This window comes from Breznakia sp. PFB1-19 (assembly GCF_029893935.1).
Lineage (GTDB): Bacteria > Bacillota_I > Bacilli_A > Erysipelotrichales > Erysipelotrichaceae > Breznakia > Breznakia blatticola.
The window spans coordinates 82,075-100,991 of record NZ_JARXXJ010000005.1 but is presented as its reverse complement, the minus strand read 5'-3'; the positions used below and the strand labels follow the sequence as shown (position 1 = coordinate 100,991).

Sequence of the window (18,917 nt, the reverse complement as noted above, 5' to 3'; positions counted from 1 at the left end):
ACCGTAAGCGTTTACAAATCCCATATATTAAGCGATAATCATATTGTGAGGGAATATTATGGATAAAAATACAATACACGTAGAGCATACATTCATGGAGCAATTACAAGGAAATTTAATACATAACGCATTAATTCAAAACCTACCAGAAAGTTATCACTTTGGTCCACACACCCATCGAAACATCGAGATATGTGTTGTTCAAACTGGTGAATGTGACATCATCATTAATGGAAACAAAGTTACGGTACACAAAAATGAGTTTATTGTTTTATTTCCACATGTCATTCACAGTTTTCAAGTCAAAGAGAATAAAACCTGCTCATTTATGCAAATGCATTTTTATGTTGAACATTTTGAGGCACTGAACTCCGGTTTGAAAAAAGATTTGAAGTTTATGCAATATTTGTCGAAAAAAACGAAACTATATATCAAAGCTCCAACCACAAAACAAATACAAAATTGCATGGAGCGCATAACCGACGAAATGAATGATAGAAATATCAAAGGAAATGTTTTATCAAACTTATACATATTTGAATTAGTTCTCTTGTTATCTAGAGAGATGGAACCAAATTTTCACAATCCACACAGTGAAGAAAACTTGCACGTCGCCAAAGCAATTCAATATATTCATGAACATATTGAAGAACGTTTGTCCTTAGATGAAATTGCTATACATTGTAACATCAGCAAACGACATCTTACGGATTTATTCAAGCGATATCTAAGAATCACTGTAAATGACTATGTACAAATTACAAAGTTAAATTATATTATGGATTACATGTCTGATAATCACACAAACTTTACTGAATTAGCTTATCGCTATGGATTTAGTAGTCCGCAGTATTTTTCAACAATATTTAAGCGTATTGTAGGTGTAAGCCCAAAAGAGTTTATGAAAATGAAATCTGTAAAACACATATAAATCGTTTGTAAGTAAAGATCAACTCAAGTATGAGATGATCTTTTTTTGAATTTGAAAAGATCCCTACGTGGAGTAGAGATCTTTAGATATTCATTATTTCTTTTTCATTTTTCTTGTGTATCCAACACCAATTCCAAGTGCAGATAACGCAAGTAACATAAGTAATAGATTTACATTTGTTGTATCGCCTGTATCTGTACCATCTGCTGGTTTATCAGGAGTTTCAGGAGTTACGCTTGGTAATTCTTTACTTGATTCTTTTAATTGATTAATAGCATTTGTAAGTTCAACTTTTGCTTGCAGTACATCACCTGCTGTTGCATTTGGATCTTCTAAAACCGTTTTTGCTTTTTCTAAAGCATCAACGAATACATTCCAAGTATCTTTTGTATAATCAGCTTCTTTTAATTTAGAGCTATCTTCTACAAGATCTTGTAATTCATCTTTTGCAACTTCTACTGTACTTGTTAATTTACTTACAGCATCTAATAATGCATCGTATGCTGTATCAACATCAGCTTGTAGTGCTTGATCATTTGCCAATACAACTTTTGCCTTAGCAAGTGTATCTGCCACAACATTCCATGTTTCTTCAGTATACTCACTTGCATCTAGTACATCAACAATATCAACTAATACTTGTAAGTCTGCTTTATCACCAAGTTTTACAAGTGCATCAATTGTAGCTTGTAAGTTTGCAGTAGCACTGTCCAATTGACTTTGTTTATCAGCTTCACTAAGCGTTTTCTTTGCTGCATCTAATGCTGTTTGTAAAGCATTTGCACTTTCTGTAGTATATTTACTTTGATCAATTTTCTCTGCTTTTGCGATTGCATCTGCAAGTTTTGTTGGATCAAGTTTTACACGAACAAGTGCATCCTTTGCAGTCGTATATGCATCTGTAACATTTGCAATTGTTGCATCATCAATATCTAAGATACGTGAAGCATCCATTAATGCATCATATGCATCTTTGTAATCTTTATAACTATCTGCAGTAAAGTATTCTGGATCTTCTAGTGATTCATTAGCTACAAAATCTCTAAACGCATTGTAATCACCAATTGGTTCAATACCTTTAAGCAGTCGAATTTCAACAGCAGCAGCGTGTTTTGCTTCTGGTCCATAATCACTCAATACTTTAATACGGATTCCAGTAGTAGACACAACATCATCAAAATAAATCATTTGTGCACCACCATCATCGATTGTACCAGTTTTTAAGTCAGTCCAATTTCCTTGATCATCTTTAATTTGAATCAAGTAGTCTTTCATGTTTCCATTTGTTTTTGCAGCACGTCCTGTGTACTCTAATGAATCAAATGTTTGCTCTTTACCAAAATCAAAGGCAATCCAGTGATCACGAGGTTCAGGATATGCTGATGCCCAGTTTGAATGCCATAACGTACTAGTACTACCATCGATAGCTAGTTTTGCAGGCCCTTCTGTTTGTGATTTTCCGTATTCTGAACTTGCTGTTGCTATCCAGTCGCTACGATCTAATTCTTCTGTTCCTTCAAGTAATAATCCTGTGTATTGGTTTTGTGCTTCATCATATCCAACACTTACATTTTTGAATGTAAGGTTTCCAATATATCCGCTAAATTCATTACTTCCAACGCTCACTTTTGTATTTGGGTTTGTTGGTAATGTTGTATCTGGTAAGTAGATTGAATTATGTAAATTTCCATCTACATACACTTTGCATAGACCATTCAATTCTCTAGATACAACTACTGTGTGAATTGCATCATCTGCCACTTGTCCAACATATTTAGTTGTTGTCGTTGTTGGTACATACTCTGCACTTCCAACAAGACCATGTTCAAGCTCTACTACTTCTGTAATCAATTCTTTAGAAGATAGTGTTTCTCCATTGATAGTTGTTACAATGTATCCTTCTTCATCGATTGCGACAGTAAGTCCATCTTGATTGTATAATACTGCATTCTTTGATGCTGTTTTTAATACAAATGATAAACCAAATTCACCAACTCCATCAAATGTGTTCGTATCCTTTAATTCATATCCTTTGTTGTTTAATCCAAACATTGGAATATCTGCACGAGATAATTTTGCGTGCTCAACATCCGTATCATCTTTAAGATCACTTGCTGACGTTAATGCAGCAACTACATGATTTTCATACGCATTTACTTCTAACATGTCACTTGATGCATTTCCAGCAATATCCACATATGTAACTTTCACTTCATTTGTGTTTGCTAATGCACTATCACATACCACACGAGCTGTACGGTAATCTTCTAATAGCGTAATCGAGCTAACATCAGTTCCTTTGATTGTTACATTTAATTCATCTGAGATACGTTCACTAAAACGAATATCTAATGTTTTTTCATCTGTATTTCTAACTACTTCGATTGTAGGTGCTTGATCATCTTGAATGCCATATTGATATGCAACCATTTCATATGGTGCTAGTTTTATCGTTACACTATCTCCATAAGAAATTGTTTCGTTGTCTGCTTTATTTTTATATGGATAGATTTGTGTTTGCTTCACATTTTGTACATCTGTAGCTACACCAGCATTTCCATCATACGTAAATGTATATTCTTTTTCTGATGCTGTTGGGTTTCTAAAGTATACAATCCCTTGGCTACCATTCCATGAAGAATATCCATAAATTCCTTGTTTTGATTTTGGCGATGAACCAAATAATTTTGCTTTTTCTAAAATTTCTTCATTCGCTTCGGCAAACTCTAAAATATCAGCTGTCACTTTCCATTTTGCATCGTCCATCATGTCAGGAGAGAAATATAATTCCCAGAATGCAGTACCACGCATTGCATTTGCAAACATGTAGTCTCTGAATTCTTCAGTGTTCATTTTTACCCCAGCAGCATTTCCATATATTGGATCATGGTTATATACATTTTTCAGTGGGAATTGGAAGTCTCCATCTACTCCATTCACAAAATATACATTATCACGACCAGAAATCATTTTTGCTGATTGTGTACCACCATTTGTTCCATCACTAGCTAAGTCTCCAGCATTTTGTTGCCAAACTGTATTCACCCATTGTAAGTGCCATGGTGAAGGATTCACATAACAAGTCGCATTGATAAACAATCCTTTACCTTCTGCTTCTCTTTGTGCTCTCATGGTTTCAAACACATCGATCCAACGTTCCCACAACTCACTTGTATAGTACATGTTGTTGTCTCCACCAACCATGTGTTCACTTTCTTCATCTGTACTTGGTCTTGATGCAAATCCATCAAGTTTCCAGTAATCGATGTCAAAACGAGTTTGGTAATCAACGAATAATCTTTCCAATAAATCAACATAGTTTTTCGAACTAACATCAATTGCCTTTTGTAAAGCTGCGTTGTTATTTACATATCCAGTTCCTTGACTTTCAAGGTATTCTGAGAATGTTTTATTTAATTCGTATCCACCTTGAGGTCCTAGCCATAATCCAAATGTCGATGCAAATTTCTTCGTCATTTCCATTGATGGATATAATTCATTCGGGAATTTATCATTGAACTCCCAGAATCCAGTACGGTTGTATGAATTTCCTGAACGACCTGCATCAATTCCAGTATATGTTGGGTCATTGTAGTTATTCCATCCATCGTCGACTACATAAGAATCTAGTGGTTCCACACCATTTTGTGACAATCCTTTTTCTGATGCATAGAAAATACGTTGAATACTTTCATCAGTAATTCCCATACGGTTTTCATACCAAGAATTGTATTGTGTTCTAAATGTTGTTTTTGTAGCTATCGTATCAATGTACGCAAAGAAGTCAGTTTGCACAACATTTTTATCTGTACCCACTGCAGCACCAACTACATTTGGCCATGTTTGATAACTACCTTCGCTTAATGCACCTTCTGCTTCTAATTGAGCGATACTTTTTCCAGAGTAATAACGGATTTTCATTGTATCTTTTACAATGTTTGTATCTGTTGCTGGAAATTCGCTTCCAAAGAACATTCCGTCTGCATAAATTGGTTGACCAAGTTGCATTTCTGGAGCTAAGAAGTTATATGCACCATCTGCTACATAGAAACTATCTGGACGACTCCATACACCTTCAACTGTATTATCTAAAACAAAGTGATCCATTTCGATGTAATCAATTCTTGCTTTATCTTTATCATCCGCATTCACACGAACAAAACTACGCATAAAGTAATCACCATCTAACATTGTTACATGGTATGAGAATGTCCAATTCACTCCATCTTTATTGTATGGTTTATACATAAAGGCAAGTTCTTTACCACCTTGAATTTCATTTACATTTACTTGATCAATTGTTAAATTTGATGAGCGAATTACACTATCCTCTTGTACAGCTTTTTCATATGTATCTTCATACAAACGAACTTCTGCCATACAAAATGATTGTGACCCATATACATCTGATTTTTGAATCAAACGAACGTAACGTGCATTTTGTGGAGTATCGAAATTTGCATATACTAAATCACCAACATTGTATAAATTTCCCACTTGGTGAATATTGTAATCTGCTTTCGTGAATTCACCCTCTCCTGCTGCAGTCCAAGTCGTTCCATCATTACTTGTTTGAACTTCATATGCACCAACAGTTCCATTCACTCCCCAACTTGCATTTGTATTTCCCTGACGTTTTTGTAATGAAAATGATTTGAATTCTTTTTGTTCTTTCAAATCTATTGTCACAACATAAGGAAGTGCATTGCCTACATAGTAATCAATATCCGTTGTATCATTTTCATCAAGAAGTGCAGCAGCATCTTTAGCACTTGTACCATCACTTTTGGCAATACTTGCTGTCCAACCTGTTCTCGATAACTCATTTACTGGTTTTACATCTTCTGTAACTGTACCACCAGATATAATATTCACTTCAAAATCGTTTGACTTTGCAGCTGGTTTTAATGCTTTATCAATTCGATGGTTTGTAATATCTGTCGTATTTACATGTCCATCTTCAATTTTAAAATTTCGTGTAAGGTATTCATTACCAATACTTGCCTTGTCACTTTCATTTGTTACACTTACTGTTGTACTGTACGCCTTATTTAGCGTTTTTTCAGTTTGTGGAAACAATGAAACAATACAGCTTAGTAACAACCCAAGTACCAAACTCTTTTTGATTATTTTCATTTTACCCTCTTTTCCTCTACATACTACATACACCCATATATTAAATGATTGGCTTTGTTTCCCCGCAAATTCAATCATTTTTATTAGCTTTTATAACAACCAATCATCACCCCGCTTATGTGTAACCGCTAACACTTTATATTTTCATTATATAACTTTAAAAATTAAAATATTTTATGGTTTTTAAACATCGTTTTGCACTTTTTGGTTTGTTTTTGAAAAATAGGACCAACACAATCGTTAGTCCTATTTGAAGTACACAATAACAATTGGTCTTGACTTCTTTGCAATTTTGAAGCTAGTTCACTTTATTGTGATACTAATTTTTTTATACCTTTTTTCTTTTCTTCATACCTAATACAATTGCTAAACCTGATAGTCCAAGTAATGCCATCAATCCAACAACATTTGTAGAGTCTCCAGTATTTGATCCTCCATTATTGTTATTTGGTTTCTCAACATCAATATTTGGTAATTCTGTGTTTCCATCAACAGCTACTAGATTATTAATCGCTTTTAATAAATTGTCATGTGCCGCGTCAATTTCTGCTTGTGTAGCATTATCATTTGATAATACATCTTTTGCTTTATTTAACGCATCTACATATCCTGCCCATGAATCTTTTGTGTAATCAGTTTCTTTCAACTTGTCACTGTCTTTAATAACAGTTTCAAGTTTAGAAGAATCCGTTTTCGATTCATCTACTTTCACAAGATCTTTCACTGCATTTTCTAAAGTTGCTTTTGCAATATCAACAGCTTGTTGTGTAGCATTTGCATCTGCCGCTACTGCTTTTGCATCTGCTAATGCATCTTTAAGTGCTGTCCATGATTCTGCTGTGTAATCTGCTTCTGTTAATGCTTCAGCTTTAGCAATTGCAGTTGTAAGTGCTGTTTTATCAACAACTGTAACTGCTACTAGTTCATCAATTGCACTTTCTAATGCTGCTTTTGCATCATCTACTTCTTGTTGTGTTGCATTTGTATCTGCTACTACTGCTTTTGCATCTGCTAATGCATCTTCAAGTACAGCCCATGAGTCTGCTGTATAGTCTGCTTCTGTTAATGCTTCTGCTTCTGTAATTGTACTTTCAAGTGCTGTTTTATCAACAACTGTAACTGTTACTAAATCATTAATTGCATTTTCTAATGCAGCTTTGGCATCATCTACTTCTTGTTGTGTTGCATTTGTATCTGCTACTACTGCTTTTGCATCTGCTAATGCATCTTCAAGTACAGCCCATGAGTCTGCTGTATAGTCTGCTTCTGTTAATGCTTCTGCATCAGTAATTGTACTTTCAAGTGCTGTTTTATCAACAACTACTGGTGGATTTGCTAAATCAATACAAGGTACAACTACATATCCATCTTCTATAGATTTCACAGTAAAGTCTGTTCGAATATCTGTCCCCGCATTATCTACAACAACATATGCATTTCCAAATGCTACATTTTTAAATTTGTAATTTCCGTTTGCATCTGTACTTGTTGTAAACGTTTTTAAACTCTTTGTACCTAATGCACTCACGATCATTTTTGAACCAAGTAATGGTGATTGTGCATATAAAGTAACTGATTTTCCAACTACTGGTGTACCGTTGTTGACAATTTTCCCAGCGACTACTTCTACATCACCAATTGGTGGATCATATGAAGTAACAACGACGTTATCAATTTTCACTGTGTTTGCTACACGTGTATTCATTCCAACTTTTCCTGCCTCTAGTTGAACACCTGACATCGTTTGATCAAATATTTGTTGACCATCAACCCAAAGTCTCATTCTTGTATCAATAATTTCGACTTTAATATGCAATGTTTTTCCTGCAGTAAATGAAGGTCCATTGTACATTGATGACCATTTGTTACCATTTTTACCCCAGTACTCAGCAAACCATTGGTTAGATGTATCTCCTGTACCAATATATACACGGTTTGCCATATCATTTGCACGTAATAATATACCTAAACGTTTTCCATCACCTTCAGATGTTACGTCCATCTCAACCGTTCCATTTTTAAATGTCGGAGCCGCTGTATCGTACACATTTGCATGCCCACTTGGAAATTTTACTTTTGTTTGTCCAGATTCATGTTGAATGGTTGTACTTGAGTTGTTTCCTGCAAGGTTATCCCAAGTTGTTGCATCATCAAATGTATTGATGTAATCCGCACGTGATTCTGGTTCAATCATAAAGTGTTTTGTTAGCGGTTCACCTTTAATAACTTGCAATTCTCCATTGTATAAATCGTAACCAGTTTCTGGTTTTTCAATTTTGATTTTATATAAGCCTGTCGCTAAATCTGCAAATGCAAAGTTTCCATCACTATCAGTTGTCGTGTTGTATACTGTTCCATCACTTGCTTCCAAAATAACACTTGCACTTGGTGCAATTTCACCCACTGCTGTAGCTTTCGCTGTTACAGAGTTTGTCAATCGTGTTAACTCGATATCTTTAGTTACCACTTCATTTGCACTTGATGTTGTCACATTATCTGTAATCACATCAAAGTATTTGTGATCTACTGTTAGATCATGTGTTCCAAATGCAACTCCATGAACTTCATAGTATCCTTTGTCATTTGTTGTAGCTTTTACTTTTTTGTTTGCAACATCAATTATAACTTCAACATTTGGTTGAACTTTACCACCTTCACGGATCGTACCATTTACAGTGTTAGCTACAAGTTCAAGTTCATTAATTGCATCAGTTAATGTATCTACAGCTTCATCAATTTGTGCTTGTGTTGCATCTGCTTTTTCTAATAATGCTTTTCCATCATTTACAGCATCTGTAAATGTTTCCCAAGAACTTTCACTATAGTTCACTTCAACTTTATTTTTGTTTGCATCAATTAGTGAAATTAACTCACTTCCATCTGCAATAACTTTTTCGATTACAAGGTTATCAAGCATGATATCTTTGTATCCTCTAAAATCTGCATTACCTCCAGCATCACCTTGTAAGTCTGCTGCAACATTTGTAGAGTAAATTCCAATCCACGTTTGTCCAGAAGTTGATCCTGTAACTCTTGTTTGGAAATGTTGCGCTTTGTCTTTAGAGTACGTTTCTGTTAGTGGTGTTAAGTTTGAAGCAGATGTAAATTCACCATCTCCAACCATAACAGCATATGCACCAGTCGTTCCAACTTCATAATCAAAGCTAACCATATATGTTGCATTTTCTTCGAATCTAAAGTTTTGTGGAATTGTTTGATAAACAAGTTTTGAACGATTTACTAATCCATTTGTTTTTAAAGACCAGTTCCCTTCAATAACATCATCAATTTTCTTTCCATTCCATCCTCGTTGTGTATATGGTTCATGTTTTTCTGAAAGGTGGGTACGGTTATCTGAAACACCTTCAACTCCACCCACTACAAATGGATAGATTCCTTGAGGAACATCTTCAAAGTCTTGTACAAATTTACCATCTTTCATTGTTTCTGATTCATTTTCAAATACACGAATATCATCAAAGTATGTATATCCATCTTTTGCTTCACGTGAAAGCGTTAAAATGACATCACTTCCATCACTTGGTGCAGTAAAGAATACATACATATTTTGGAAATAACTTGAGTTATTTACAGTCGAACTGTTTGTATTATGTGCTGCTGCACTAATGTAGTTTTTCGCAATGGATCTTGTTGTGTAATTTGAAATTGTTTCTCCACTTGCTTCTACAGAAATAAATGCTTTTGCATCACTTCTATTATCCACACCAACGTATGCAGCATATTTTTGTCCTGGTGTTAACCCAGTTATTTTTTGACTAAGTTTAACTTCATCCGTTGTATTATTTAGTGTAAGCATACGATTACTTGCTTGTGATTTTGTGATTGTAGCACCACTTGTTTCACCAGTAATATCCCATGCATCTAGATTTCCTGAGTTAAATCCAGTATCAACAATATGTGCATATTCAGACCATGATACATCCTTGTTTGATTTTGCACCTTTGTATACAACATACCCTTTTCCAGCAGTTGCAGTAATTGAAATTTTTCCATCAATAATTGAAACTGTTTGTGGATTGATTTTTCCATCTTCACTTAGCTCATAAACGATAGCTTCCGTATTCCATCCTTCTGGCACAGCCCATGTACTTGTTCCACCATCTTTGTTGTAGTGGTAAAGTTTTTCATCTGCATTAGCTAAAGCGTTACCGCTTTCGTCCCAGTTCCATGGTAGTAAGTATTTTTCACCATCCATAACAACTTTATCGTTAAATGTCATCGTACGTAAACGATATCCTGCACTTGCAACATCATTTGATTGACGTTCAATCACAAGCGTATCATTTCCTTCTTTTAATGTAATTTTCATTTCTGGTGTCCATTGGTATGTTTCACCATTATCAGTCATCGTTACTGGTGTTCCATTTTCCCATTTTGTTACTTTGAAGTGTTGTACGAATTTTGAAGCAATGTTGTCTTCGAATAAGTTTTGCATGTAACCTTCATAATCATTACGTCCTTGCCATCCTTCGAAGTCTTTCATATCGTATCCACCTAAAAGTGGGTTAATAGCTGCTCCACCATATGATGGGTAATCACCTACCCAAGAATCTTTTTGGTGGTTTTGAATAAAACGAGCAATTGAGCTATTCACACCTTTGTTTGAATATCCACCATAAGTAAGATCCGTAGCCCAGTGTTGGAATGTTGAATCATAGTTAAATGCATGTCCCCATTCTCCAGCAACACGCCAACCTAAGTTCGTGATTTCTTTTGCAAGTTGACTACTTGCCCAAGTACCATTATCCCCTGATTGACCGTTACCCCAAACATCAACGTAAATGAAGTCTAAATCATTATCTGCTCCACCTAACGCTTCATAGAAGTCTTTGAATCGTTCTGCTCTACCATGTAGTAAATCATATGCTGCATCAATATTAATTCCTTGATCTAACCAGTTCCATCCATATTTATAATTTCCGTTTGCATCTTTCAATAAACGGTCTTCATCGAAATATTTTGATTCTGGGTATGTTTCACTCGCATTTACGTGCACACCAAATGTTGCACCATATTTTTTTCCTTCTTTAAGAAGGGTTTTCATGTCTGTTGCACCACCAATACGCGTTCCGATATCTGCGTAGTTTAAGTGTCCAGAGTCATGTCCTTCACTTCCATATCCTTTTAATAAAATCGTTTGTCCCAATCCATCCGTGTGTAAGTATACTTTTTTTACATTATCCAATGTCATCAAGAATGGGTTTTGTGCCATACTACCAAAGTTCATCGAAATTCGCATTGCAACTAAATCAGGAATACTTTCGTAACCCAATGGATTTTTCATAATCTCTCTATATGCAATTGCCCCATCTTGCCAATCAACTTCAGCATCATCATTTGCATCACCTGTAATGATTACTCTTGCACAAGGAAGTTCTTCTGCAGTATTTTCTTTACGGTATGCTGTATCTTTTTGGTATGTCCAACGTGTACTACTTAATCCTACACTCTTGTAATCCGCATATGTTGTAGCAGTTGCACTCACGCGTTGCCAATCAGCACTTACATTGTTTTCTGAGTTTGACCATAGTCCTGCACTTAAAGAGTGATTTGATACAAAGCCAAACGTATATCCACTTACACCGTTTGCCATTTGATCAACCGTATAGAATCTATCCCCAGTTTTATGTGTGTTTGTTGAAACTTGAGATCCTGCAAAATTTGCATTAGATTGTGTATTACGTACACTCACTAAACTATGATTTGGTATCTCAATAGTTTTCACAATTTTATTGTCTACTACATTTGTAATATTAAAACTTAATGTATTTTTATCTACTGATAGTACGGCAGTAAGTACACAATCAATATCATTAGCTGTATCTTTTGCTGTTAATGTATACGTTGCTTTTGTACTTTCTACTTTGTCCAATGTAACGGTTGGTGTCACTTCTTTTCCATTGATTTTAATCACTGACAATTCTTCTGTTTGCCCATAGAATTTACGCCCAGCAAGATCACCCTTCATTTCATAGTAAATAACGCGAGGGAATGCAGTATCAATACCAACTTTCATATCGCCGCTTTGTATGTGTTCAGGTGCACTCACTTCAATTTCTTCTTCTGCAGGAAGTCTAAATATTCCAAAATCAAGATCTTCCGTTTTCGCTTCAACTACAAATGAATGACTTTGGTATCCCGGTTTAGAAATTACCATATTATATTTTCCACTTGTAACATTTTGGAATACAAATTGTCCTTGTGCATTAGTAGTTGTGACTAACTCACCAAGTTTCACTTTTGCATTATGTAATGGATTTTCATTTACATCTTGGACAACTCCATTAATATTCACCTCAGTGATTACTGGCTCTTCATATTCTGCTTCATAGATTTCTCCACCATGAGCAGTCGCCAGTTTCCAAGTATCTGTATTGTTAGTTATTGTATTTGTTGCATTTTTATATGTAACATTTTTAAACAATACATCGCTAACTGCTTCTTTATAAGATCCAGCTTTCAAATACACTTTATCTGCTTGTATTGATTGAAGCGCATTAATTGTATATGGGTTCCCGCTATTTGTTGGCGTTCCATTAACGTCCACCCACATATTGTTATCTTCCCATTTTACTTTTAATGTTGTTTCATCACCTTGGTTAGGTGCGCTAACTCCTAGTTGTGGATATGATCCAGAACCATTTACTTTATATTCGTAAAACCAGTTACTTGATGCATCCACTCCGACAAAAACAAAATTATTTTTGTCTACGTAGCGTAAATACACTCCAAACCTTGTGTCTGTTTTTGTTGAGCGTGGAGTAAACGTAAATGATAACTCTCCATTATCTGGTGTACCCACCTCACTATTCGTCAATTCAAGTAGTGCGACGTTTGCGCCATTGTCATTTCCACTACCAGATGCAAATCTTCTGACTACTTCTTGTGTTTCGTCAACCTGCACTTCTGGTTTTTGCAATGTATTTAGAGAAATACTTGGAAAAACTGATGTTATAAACATCATAAATGTAACCAAAAGCGCAAAACTTTGCCGTTTCATTCGTTTCATGCATACCCTCCTTCTTGTCTGTCTTATTAAACATACAGATATATTTTGATAATATCATTGTGAATTTTGGTGTCAATCGAGCGATTTTGCAAGAAAGCAAGAATTCGACAATTTAAACTGAAAACGCTTACAAATCTCTTTTGAATGGTGTATTTGTGTCTTTTTTTAAGAATCTTGCTCTATTTCTAAGATTTTTCAGTTCTTTGTTCAAATCTTGATATATTCGAACTTTTTATAATTTTACAAGCATTTTAAAAACTGTGCTATTTTGTAAATTATTTGTCAGGTTGACATAATTAACCTATAATGAAGCTAAGATGGAGGAGACATAATGAGCAATCATAGATATTCATTTGAAAAAAGTAAAATAGAAAAAATGAATTTAAAGCTTCGCTATATCACCCATGCCGAAAGTGATGTGGACTGGCATAGCATCAAGCATACGCATCATTTTACTGAGGTCTTTTTCATCGTTAATGGGAATGGTGGTTTTCTTGTTGAAAATGAGAGATTTCCGGTTAAAGAAGGCGATCTCATTATTATTAATCCTAATGTTGCACATACCGAAGAAGGCCATGACAAAGGTGGATTTGAATACATTGTTTTTGGTATTGAAGGTATGCAATTTATGAGCAATGAAACTAGTATGGCTAAAGATTATGTCATTTCTAACTTTGAAAATAATAAAGTTATTATCTTGCATTATCTCAATACGTTACTACAGGAAATTAAGCAAAAAGATGATAACTATGAAATGATTATTCAAAACATTTTGGAAATCCTCATGGTTCAAATCGTTCGAAAGACAAACAATGCGATATCATATGTAGCAACTAAACGTATTTCCAAGGAAATAAAACAAATTGAAGAATATATTAATAATCATTATGCAGATGAAATCACACTTGATACATTAAGTAAACTTACATATTTAAATAAGTACTATATCATTCATGAATTTAAGGAATACAAAGGTGTTTCACCAATTAGTTTTTTAATTGCAAAACGAATTGATGAAGCAAAAATATTACTTGCAACAACTGATTACACTATTGCAAGAATTGGTGAATTGACTGGTTTTTCTAGTCAGTCTTATTTTTCACAAATCTTTAAAAAAGAAACAAATACATCACCAAATCAATATCGTCGAGCAGCACTAAAAAACGAAATCGATTTTGGGTAAAAAAAGGACACTTTCAAATTGAAGTGTCCTTTTTCATCGTTTATATAAGGTATATTTCTAGTGATTGTCTTGTGAACCAGGACCAGCAGTAAGGTGATCTGCTGGTGCCTTTACAGAGAAGTTTGAACGATATTCAGTTTCAGACCAGTTGATTCGTTCAGCAACTAAACATTCTGGGTTTAGTTTTACTCCATCAAGAATCATTTCTTTAAATTTCATGTATCCTGCACGGTCAATTAAATGTCCACCATGTAAGTACATTGGTTTGTAGTCAAGTGCCCAAGCAGAGAATTTTTGCCAGTTAGCCAATGCTCCCATTACAACTTCTTCACTTGCCCAGTTTAAGAACACTTTACCTGCACGTGGGGTTTGACGTCCTGTACGTCCACCAATAATAACACGGTAGAATTTTTTAGGATTACGTGTCCATGCACCTGTTGGACAAAAGCGAACACATTCTCCACAGCCTGTACAACAGCAATCATCTTTTGTTGGTATTCCATTTGGTGTTCCTGATAAAACACGGGTTGCTCCATGTTTACAAACAGCGACACATTTCCCACAACCAATACAACGTTCTGGGTGGAAGTCGATTTTTGCAATTCCAATAATTCCAAAGTCACACATGTTTGCTTTGTTGCAGTCGTTTGGACAACCAGAAACATTACATTTGATGTGGTAGTTAGATGGGAATACAAGTTTTTCAACCTTTTTAGCGACATCTTGTGTATTTACGTTTCCACAAATACAGTGAACGTTTCCGATACATGCAGTAACGTTACGTGCACCAATTGTTGGATATCCAGCTTCTGGATCCCATTCTTCTGGTTTACCAGCAACTTTATCCATATCAACGCCAGCTTCACCTTCTGTACCTTCAATGTACGTTCTGATGTATGTATTTACTTCATCGATATCTTCGTATTTAATCCCAGTAAAGTCTAGTGTTTGACGAGTTCCCATGTGGAAGTTTCCATCTCCCCAACGATCCGCAATTTCTGCAGCCATTTTTAAGTATTCTGCTTTAATCACTCCACCAGGTACACGCATTTGGAGCATGAACTGGCCATCTACTTTAGATTGACGGTAACAGTTTTTACGAACCGCACCAATATTAATATCTTTATTCACGTTAGCAACCTCCTAGTCCACTAAGTCTTTGGCAACGGTATAGTTGAATACTGGACCATCTTGACAAACATATGTTTCATCAATACGACAGTGTCCACATTTTCCAATTGCACATGACATTTTACGTTCGAATGACATCCAGATTTTTTCTTCTGGAACACCATTTGCAAGCAATTCTAATCCAGTGAATTTCATCATCATTGGCGGACCAACAACAACAACCTCAAAATTATCATTAAAATCTTTCCAAGGTATTTCAGAAATGAATTTTGTAACTAATCCTGATTTAAAACCTTCGATTTCTTCATTATCTAATGTATATGTTGTATTAAAGCGGTTTTTCCACATGTCTAATTCTTTTCTAAAAACGATACATTCTTCATTTTTAAATCCAGAGATTAAGTGTAAGCTTTCTACCTTAGACATATCACTGTTTAAAATATTCAACATACTACGAACAGGAGCAAGACCGGTTCCACCAGTAATAATAACTAAGTTTTTACCAGTAAATGTTTCGATTGGCCATCCTTTTCCATAAGGACCACGCATAAAGATCGTTTGTCCAGGCTGCATGTTGAAGAACTCATCGGTTAATTTCCCAACACTACGAATGGTAAATTCAAGATATCCATCTCCTTGTGCACTTACTGAAATTGGTGCTTCTCCAACTTTAGGAATAGATAATTGCATAAATTGTCCATGTTTTGGATGTACATCTGTAGCAACACGGAATGTCCATTCATGCGTACTCTCTTTTTCTATGCTTAAGATTTCACAAGCTTTTGGTGTCAATATATTATAAGCCATATTATTCTCCCTTCGCCTTAATGTCTTCGATTGCTGCTGCCATTTTACTTACCGTTGAAGTAATCTCAATAAATGCAGGACATCTATCAGAACAACGACCACATCCTACACACATGTGACCTTCATGGAAACGTGCATCATAGTCATGGAACTTATGCATCACACGATAGCGAATTCGGTCTCCGGCAGTTGAACGGAATTCTTTTTGCATCGCCATTTGGTCAAATCCAGGGACTTGACATGAAGCACTCACACGACGACGTTCTCCAGCTTTATCGTTTTCTGTGTAAACTACATCTCTTGTTGTAAAACATGTACATGTAGAACATCCAATCGTACAAGCACCACATGAAATACAACGTGAGTTAAATTGTTTCCAAACATCGTGTTTTTTTAGTTCATTTTGAATTTCCTTGCTTGGAATTTCAGGAACAACCAAACTAAGATCATTCGATTCAGGAAATGATACCGTATAATCTGTAATCGGTGCACCTTGTAAATATGGTTCAAAATGATCATCTTTTACTTCAATTTTTAAACCATCTTGTGTTTGCTTGATTGCAAATACATAGTTATCCGTTTTGTTGGTATTCATACTTACACAAAAACATGAATCACTATCTTGCGGACACTCCATCAAGACATATGAAATCACATCTTCTAAACGTTTATAGTAAGGATCCACAAATCCACCTTTTCCATCATAAATTCGTGCTTGGATTTTTTGGGCATTGATATCACAAGGACGACCGAAACATAGGATTTTCTTCTTTGGCCCACTACTTTCACGGAATTCTTCTTCTGTGTAATAAAACAGTGTTTGTTGGATTGGATTGATTACTTCCTTCATAGGAAAGGTTGATTTTTTATCAAACACAATATCTGAAAATGACTGTATTTCTCCATATTGAATCAAATCAGTATCAGAATATCTTCCTGCTTTCTCAATTCGTTTTGGTGCATAAATTGTATACGTCTTTTTAAGCTCATTGAAAAAAGCTTCACTTGCTTCTTTATTTAAGATATAGCTCATCTGTACTCCTCCATGTATATCATAACTGGTGACAATCTCAGTTTTACTTATTTTAGCACTAGAGATACATAATGAAAAATTAGAGTTTCTTAGTTTGTTATAAATAATATTAATGGTAGAATGAGAGAAAGGAAGTGAGTACATGTTAGACTATAAAATCAAAACATTTTTAACCGTATGTGAGTATTTAAACTATACAAATGCAGCAAAAGCTTTAAACTTAACGCAACCTGCAATTACCCAACAAATCAAAGCATTAGAAGAGTATTATGATGTCAAGCTCTTTAGTTATCATAATCGTAATTTGACGCTTACTACACAAGGTGAAGTTTTGCGCACAGCAATGACCACAATGCTTTTTGATGTGGAAAAACTGCAAGAAAAACTACTACAGACAGAAAATCATACAAGTGAATTGAACTTTGGTTCTACACATTCGATAGGTGAAATTTATTTGCCTGATATAATTATTCCTTACTTGGATAAACATAAGGGCACGATCATGAATTACAATGTTGACAATACAACTGAAATATTTAATCAACTAAAACAAGGGATGATCGATTTTGCATTTGTTGAAGGCACCTTTGAGAAAAAAGAATTCAGTTATATTCCCATTTCTACACAGCGTTTTATTGCTGTATGCAATAGTAATCGGGACATTCCACCAATTGACAATATTAGCGAATTATTTTATCACCCGATCATTTTACGCGAAGCTGGGTCTGGTGGACGCAATATCGTCGAGGAATTCCTCAAAGACAATGGATATCGAATTGATAATTTCTTAACTTTCTCAACGTTCAACTCTGTACAAACCATACGAAAACTACTACAAGCAGATCTCGGTATTGCCTTTGTTTATGAAATTGTTGTAGAAGATTATATTAAAAATGGAATCTTAAAAGAAATAGAGATTCCTGGTTTTCATATTGAACATGAATTCAGTTTTGTTTGGCGCAAAGACTCATTATATAAGGATGAATATCTTGCATTCTTACACGAAGTTCAACCTGGGTTATTAAAACAATCAACTGATGAATTTTAATAAATAAGTATACAAAATTTATTAAAGATAATATTTATTTTCTTAAAGTATTTGACAATTCCACCCCTTTTCCTTATAATCGATATGTATATATTATAAATAACTAATTATACACATGTAATTAACATTCGTAGTAGGAGGGAACAAAGATGGAATGGGAACTAATTAGAGAAAGTGAAAAGATTAAAGCAGACATTCAAACTGCTGGTGCATCCTTGATGCAACCGTTTTATGAAAAATATGGAATGAATTTCTTAAAGATTTCTGTGATTACCGAAGCAGAATTAAATGAAAACTTGACATTAAATGTACTTGCGCAAAATGTAAATAAAGCTGCGGCAAACATGTCAGTCATCGTTTCAAACCTAGTGAAAGATGGATACCTAAAAAAAGTCACATCAACGTATGATCGTCGTGTGACATACATTCAAATCACAGATAAAGGTAGAGACATTCTACAAAAATCACGTTTATTTATCATCAAGCGTTATGAAAGCGTAATGTCTGATGGAAAAGAAATTAGAGATTTAATCAATGCAGCAGGAACGTACTTAAACAAATTGCTTGAAGCCAACCGTAAAATGGTAACTGCTGATAGCTTCGATTTATAAAAAAAGC

Annotated in this window: 9 protein-coding genes; 4 read left to right on the top strand and 5 right to left on the bottom strand. The window is 34.8% G+C overall.

Going from position 1 to position 18,917, the window contains the following annotated elements:
• The first annotated feature begins 58 nt into the window (after positions 1-58).
• Positions 59-931: an AraC family transcriptional regulator gene (locus M2098_RS04105; RefSeq protein WP_280682283.1), complete on the top strand. Its 873-nt coding sequence runs from the start codon at positions 59-61 to the stop codon at positions 929-931.
• Between the two features lie 93 nt (positions 932-1,024).
• Here M2098_RS04105 and M2098_RS04100 read toward each other — a convergent pair whose 3' ends face one another.
• Together M2098_RS04100 and M2098_RS04095 are read right to left on the bottom strand one after the other, a co-directional pair.
• Complete coding sequence (locus tag M2098_RS04100; RefSeq protein ID WP_280682281.1) at positions 1,025-6,067, bottom strand: discoidin domain-containing protein; 5,043 nt, start codon at positions 6,065-6,067, stop codon at positions 1,025-1,027.
• Positions 6,068-6,395: 328 nt separating this feature from the next.
• Positions 6,396-13,097: an endo-alpha-N-acetylgalactosaminidase family protein gene (locus tag M2098_RS04095; RefSeq protein ID WP_280682279.1), complete on the bottom strand. Its 6,702-nt coding sequence runs from the start codon at positions 13,095-13,097 to the stop codon at positions 6,396-6,398.
• A gap of 331 nt (positions 13,098-13,428) precedes the next feature.
• Here M2098_RS04095 and M2098_RS04090 point away from each other — a divergent pair, with 331 nt between their 5' ends.
• Entirely contained in the window at positions 13,429-14,280 is an 852-nt protein-coding gene (locus M2098_RS04090) for an AraC family transcriptional regulator (RefSeq protein WP_280682277.1), read from the top strand.
• Positions 14,281-14,337: 57 nt separating this feature from the next.
• Here the strand turns inward: M2098_RS04090 and asrC are convergent, their stop codons facing one another.
• From asrC to asrA, 3 genes are read right to left on the bottom strand one after another with little or no spacing between them, the layout of a single operon-like run.
• The gene (asrC, locus tag M2098_RS04085) at positions 14,338-15,411 is read right to left on the bottom strand and encodes a sulfite reductase subunit C (RefSeq protein ID WP_280682275.1); all 1,074 of its coding nucleotides are present in this window, start codon (positions 15,409-15,411) and stop codon (positions 14,338-14,340) included.
• Positions 15,412-15,423: 12 nt separating this feature from the next.
• Positions 15,424-16,218: an anaerobic sulfite reductase subunit AsrB gene (gene asrB, locus M2098_RS04080; RefSeq protein WP_280682273.1), complete on the bottom strand. Its 795-nt coding sequence runs from the start codon at positions 16,216-16,218 to the stop codon at positions 15,424-15,426.
• A gap of 1 nt (position 16,219) precedes the next feature.
• Positions 16,220-17,251 (bottom strand): anaerobic sulfite reductase subunit AsrA, encoded by a 1,032-nt coding sequence (gene asrA / locus M2098_RS04075; protein ID WP_280682271.1) that lies wholly within the window; start codon positions 17,249-17,251, stop codon positions 16,220-16,222.
• 142 nt (positions 17,252-17,393) lie between these two features.
• Between asrA and M2098_RS04070 the strand changes: the two genes are divergently transcribed.
• Together M2098_RS04070 and M2098_RS04065 are read left to right on the top strand one after the other, a co-directional pair.
• Entirely contained in the window at positions 17,394-18,299 is a 906-nt protein-coding gene (locus tag M2098_RS04070; RefSeq protein WP_280682269.1) for a LysR family transcriptional regulator, read from the top strand.
• Between the two features lie 149 nt (positions 18,300-18,448).
• A complete protein-coding gene (locus tag M2098_RS04065) occupies positions 18,449-18,910 on the top strand; it encodes a winged helix DNA-binding protein (protein ID WP_280682268.1) in 462 nt (153 codons plus the stop codon).
• The last annotated feature ends 7 nt before the right edge of the window (positions 18,911-18,917 follow it).

What these genes read in the sequence shown, in the direction of transcription:
- M2098_RS04105 (WP_280682283.1), top strand. Translation starts at nt 59, where the DNA reads ATGGATAAAAATACAATACACGTAGAGCATACATTCATGGAGCAATTA.
- M2098_RS04100 (WP_280682281.1), bottom strand. Translation starts at nt 6,067, where the DNA reads ATGAAAATAATCAAAAAGAGTTTGGTACTTGGGTTGTTACTAAGCTGT.
- M2098_RS04095 (WP_280682279.1), bottom strand. Translation starts at nt 13,097, where the DNA reads ATGAAACGAATGAAACGGCAAAGTTTTGCGCTTTTGGTTACATTTATG.
- M2098_RS04090 (WP_280682277.1), top strand. Translation starts at nt 13,429, where the DNA reads ATGAGCAATCATAGATATTCATTTGAAAAAAGTAAAATAGAAAAAATG.
- asrB (WP_280682273.1), bottom strand. Translation starts at nt 16,218, where the DNA reads ATGGCTTATAATATATTGACACCAAAAGCTTGTGAAATCTTAAGCATA.
- asrA (WP_280682271.1), bottom strand. Translation starts at nt 17,251, where the DNA reads ATGAGCTATATCTTAAATAAAGAAGCAAGTGAAGCTTTTTTCAATGAG.
- M2098_RS04070 (WP_280682269.1), top strand. Translation starts at nt 17,394, where the DNA reads ATGTTAGACTATAAAATCAAAACATTTTTAACCGTATGTGAGTATTTA.
- M2098_RS04065 (WP_280682268.1), top strand. Translation starts at nt 18,449, where the DNA reads ATGGAATGGGAACTAATTAGAGAAAGTGAAAAGATTAAAGCAGACATT.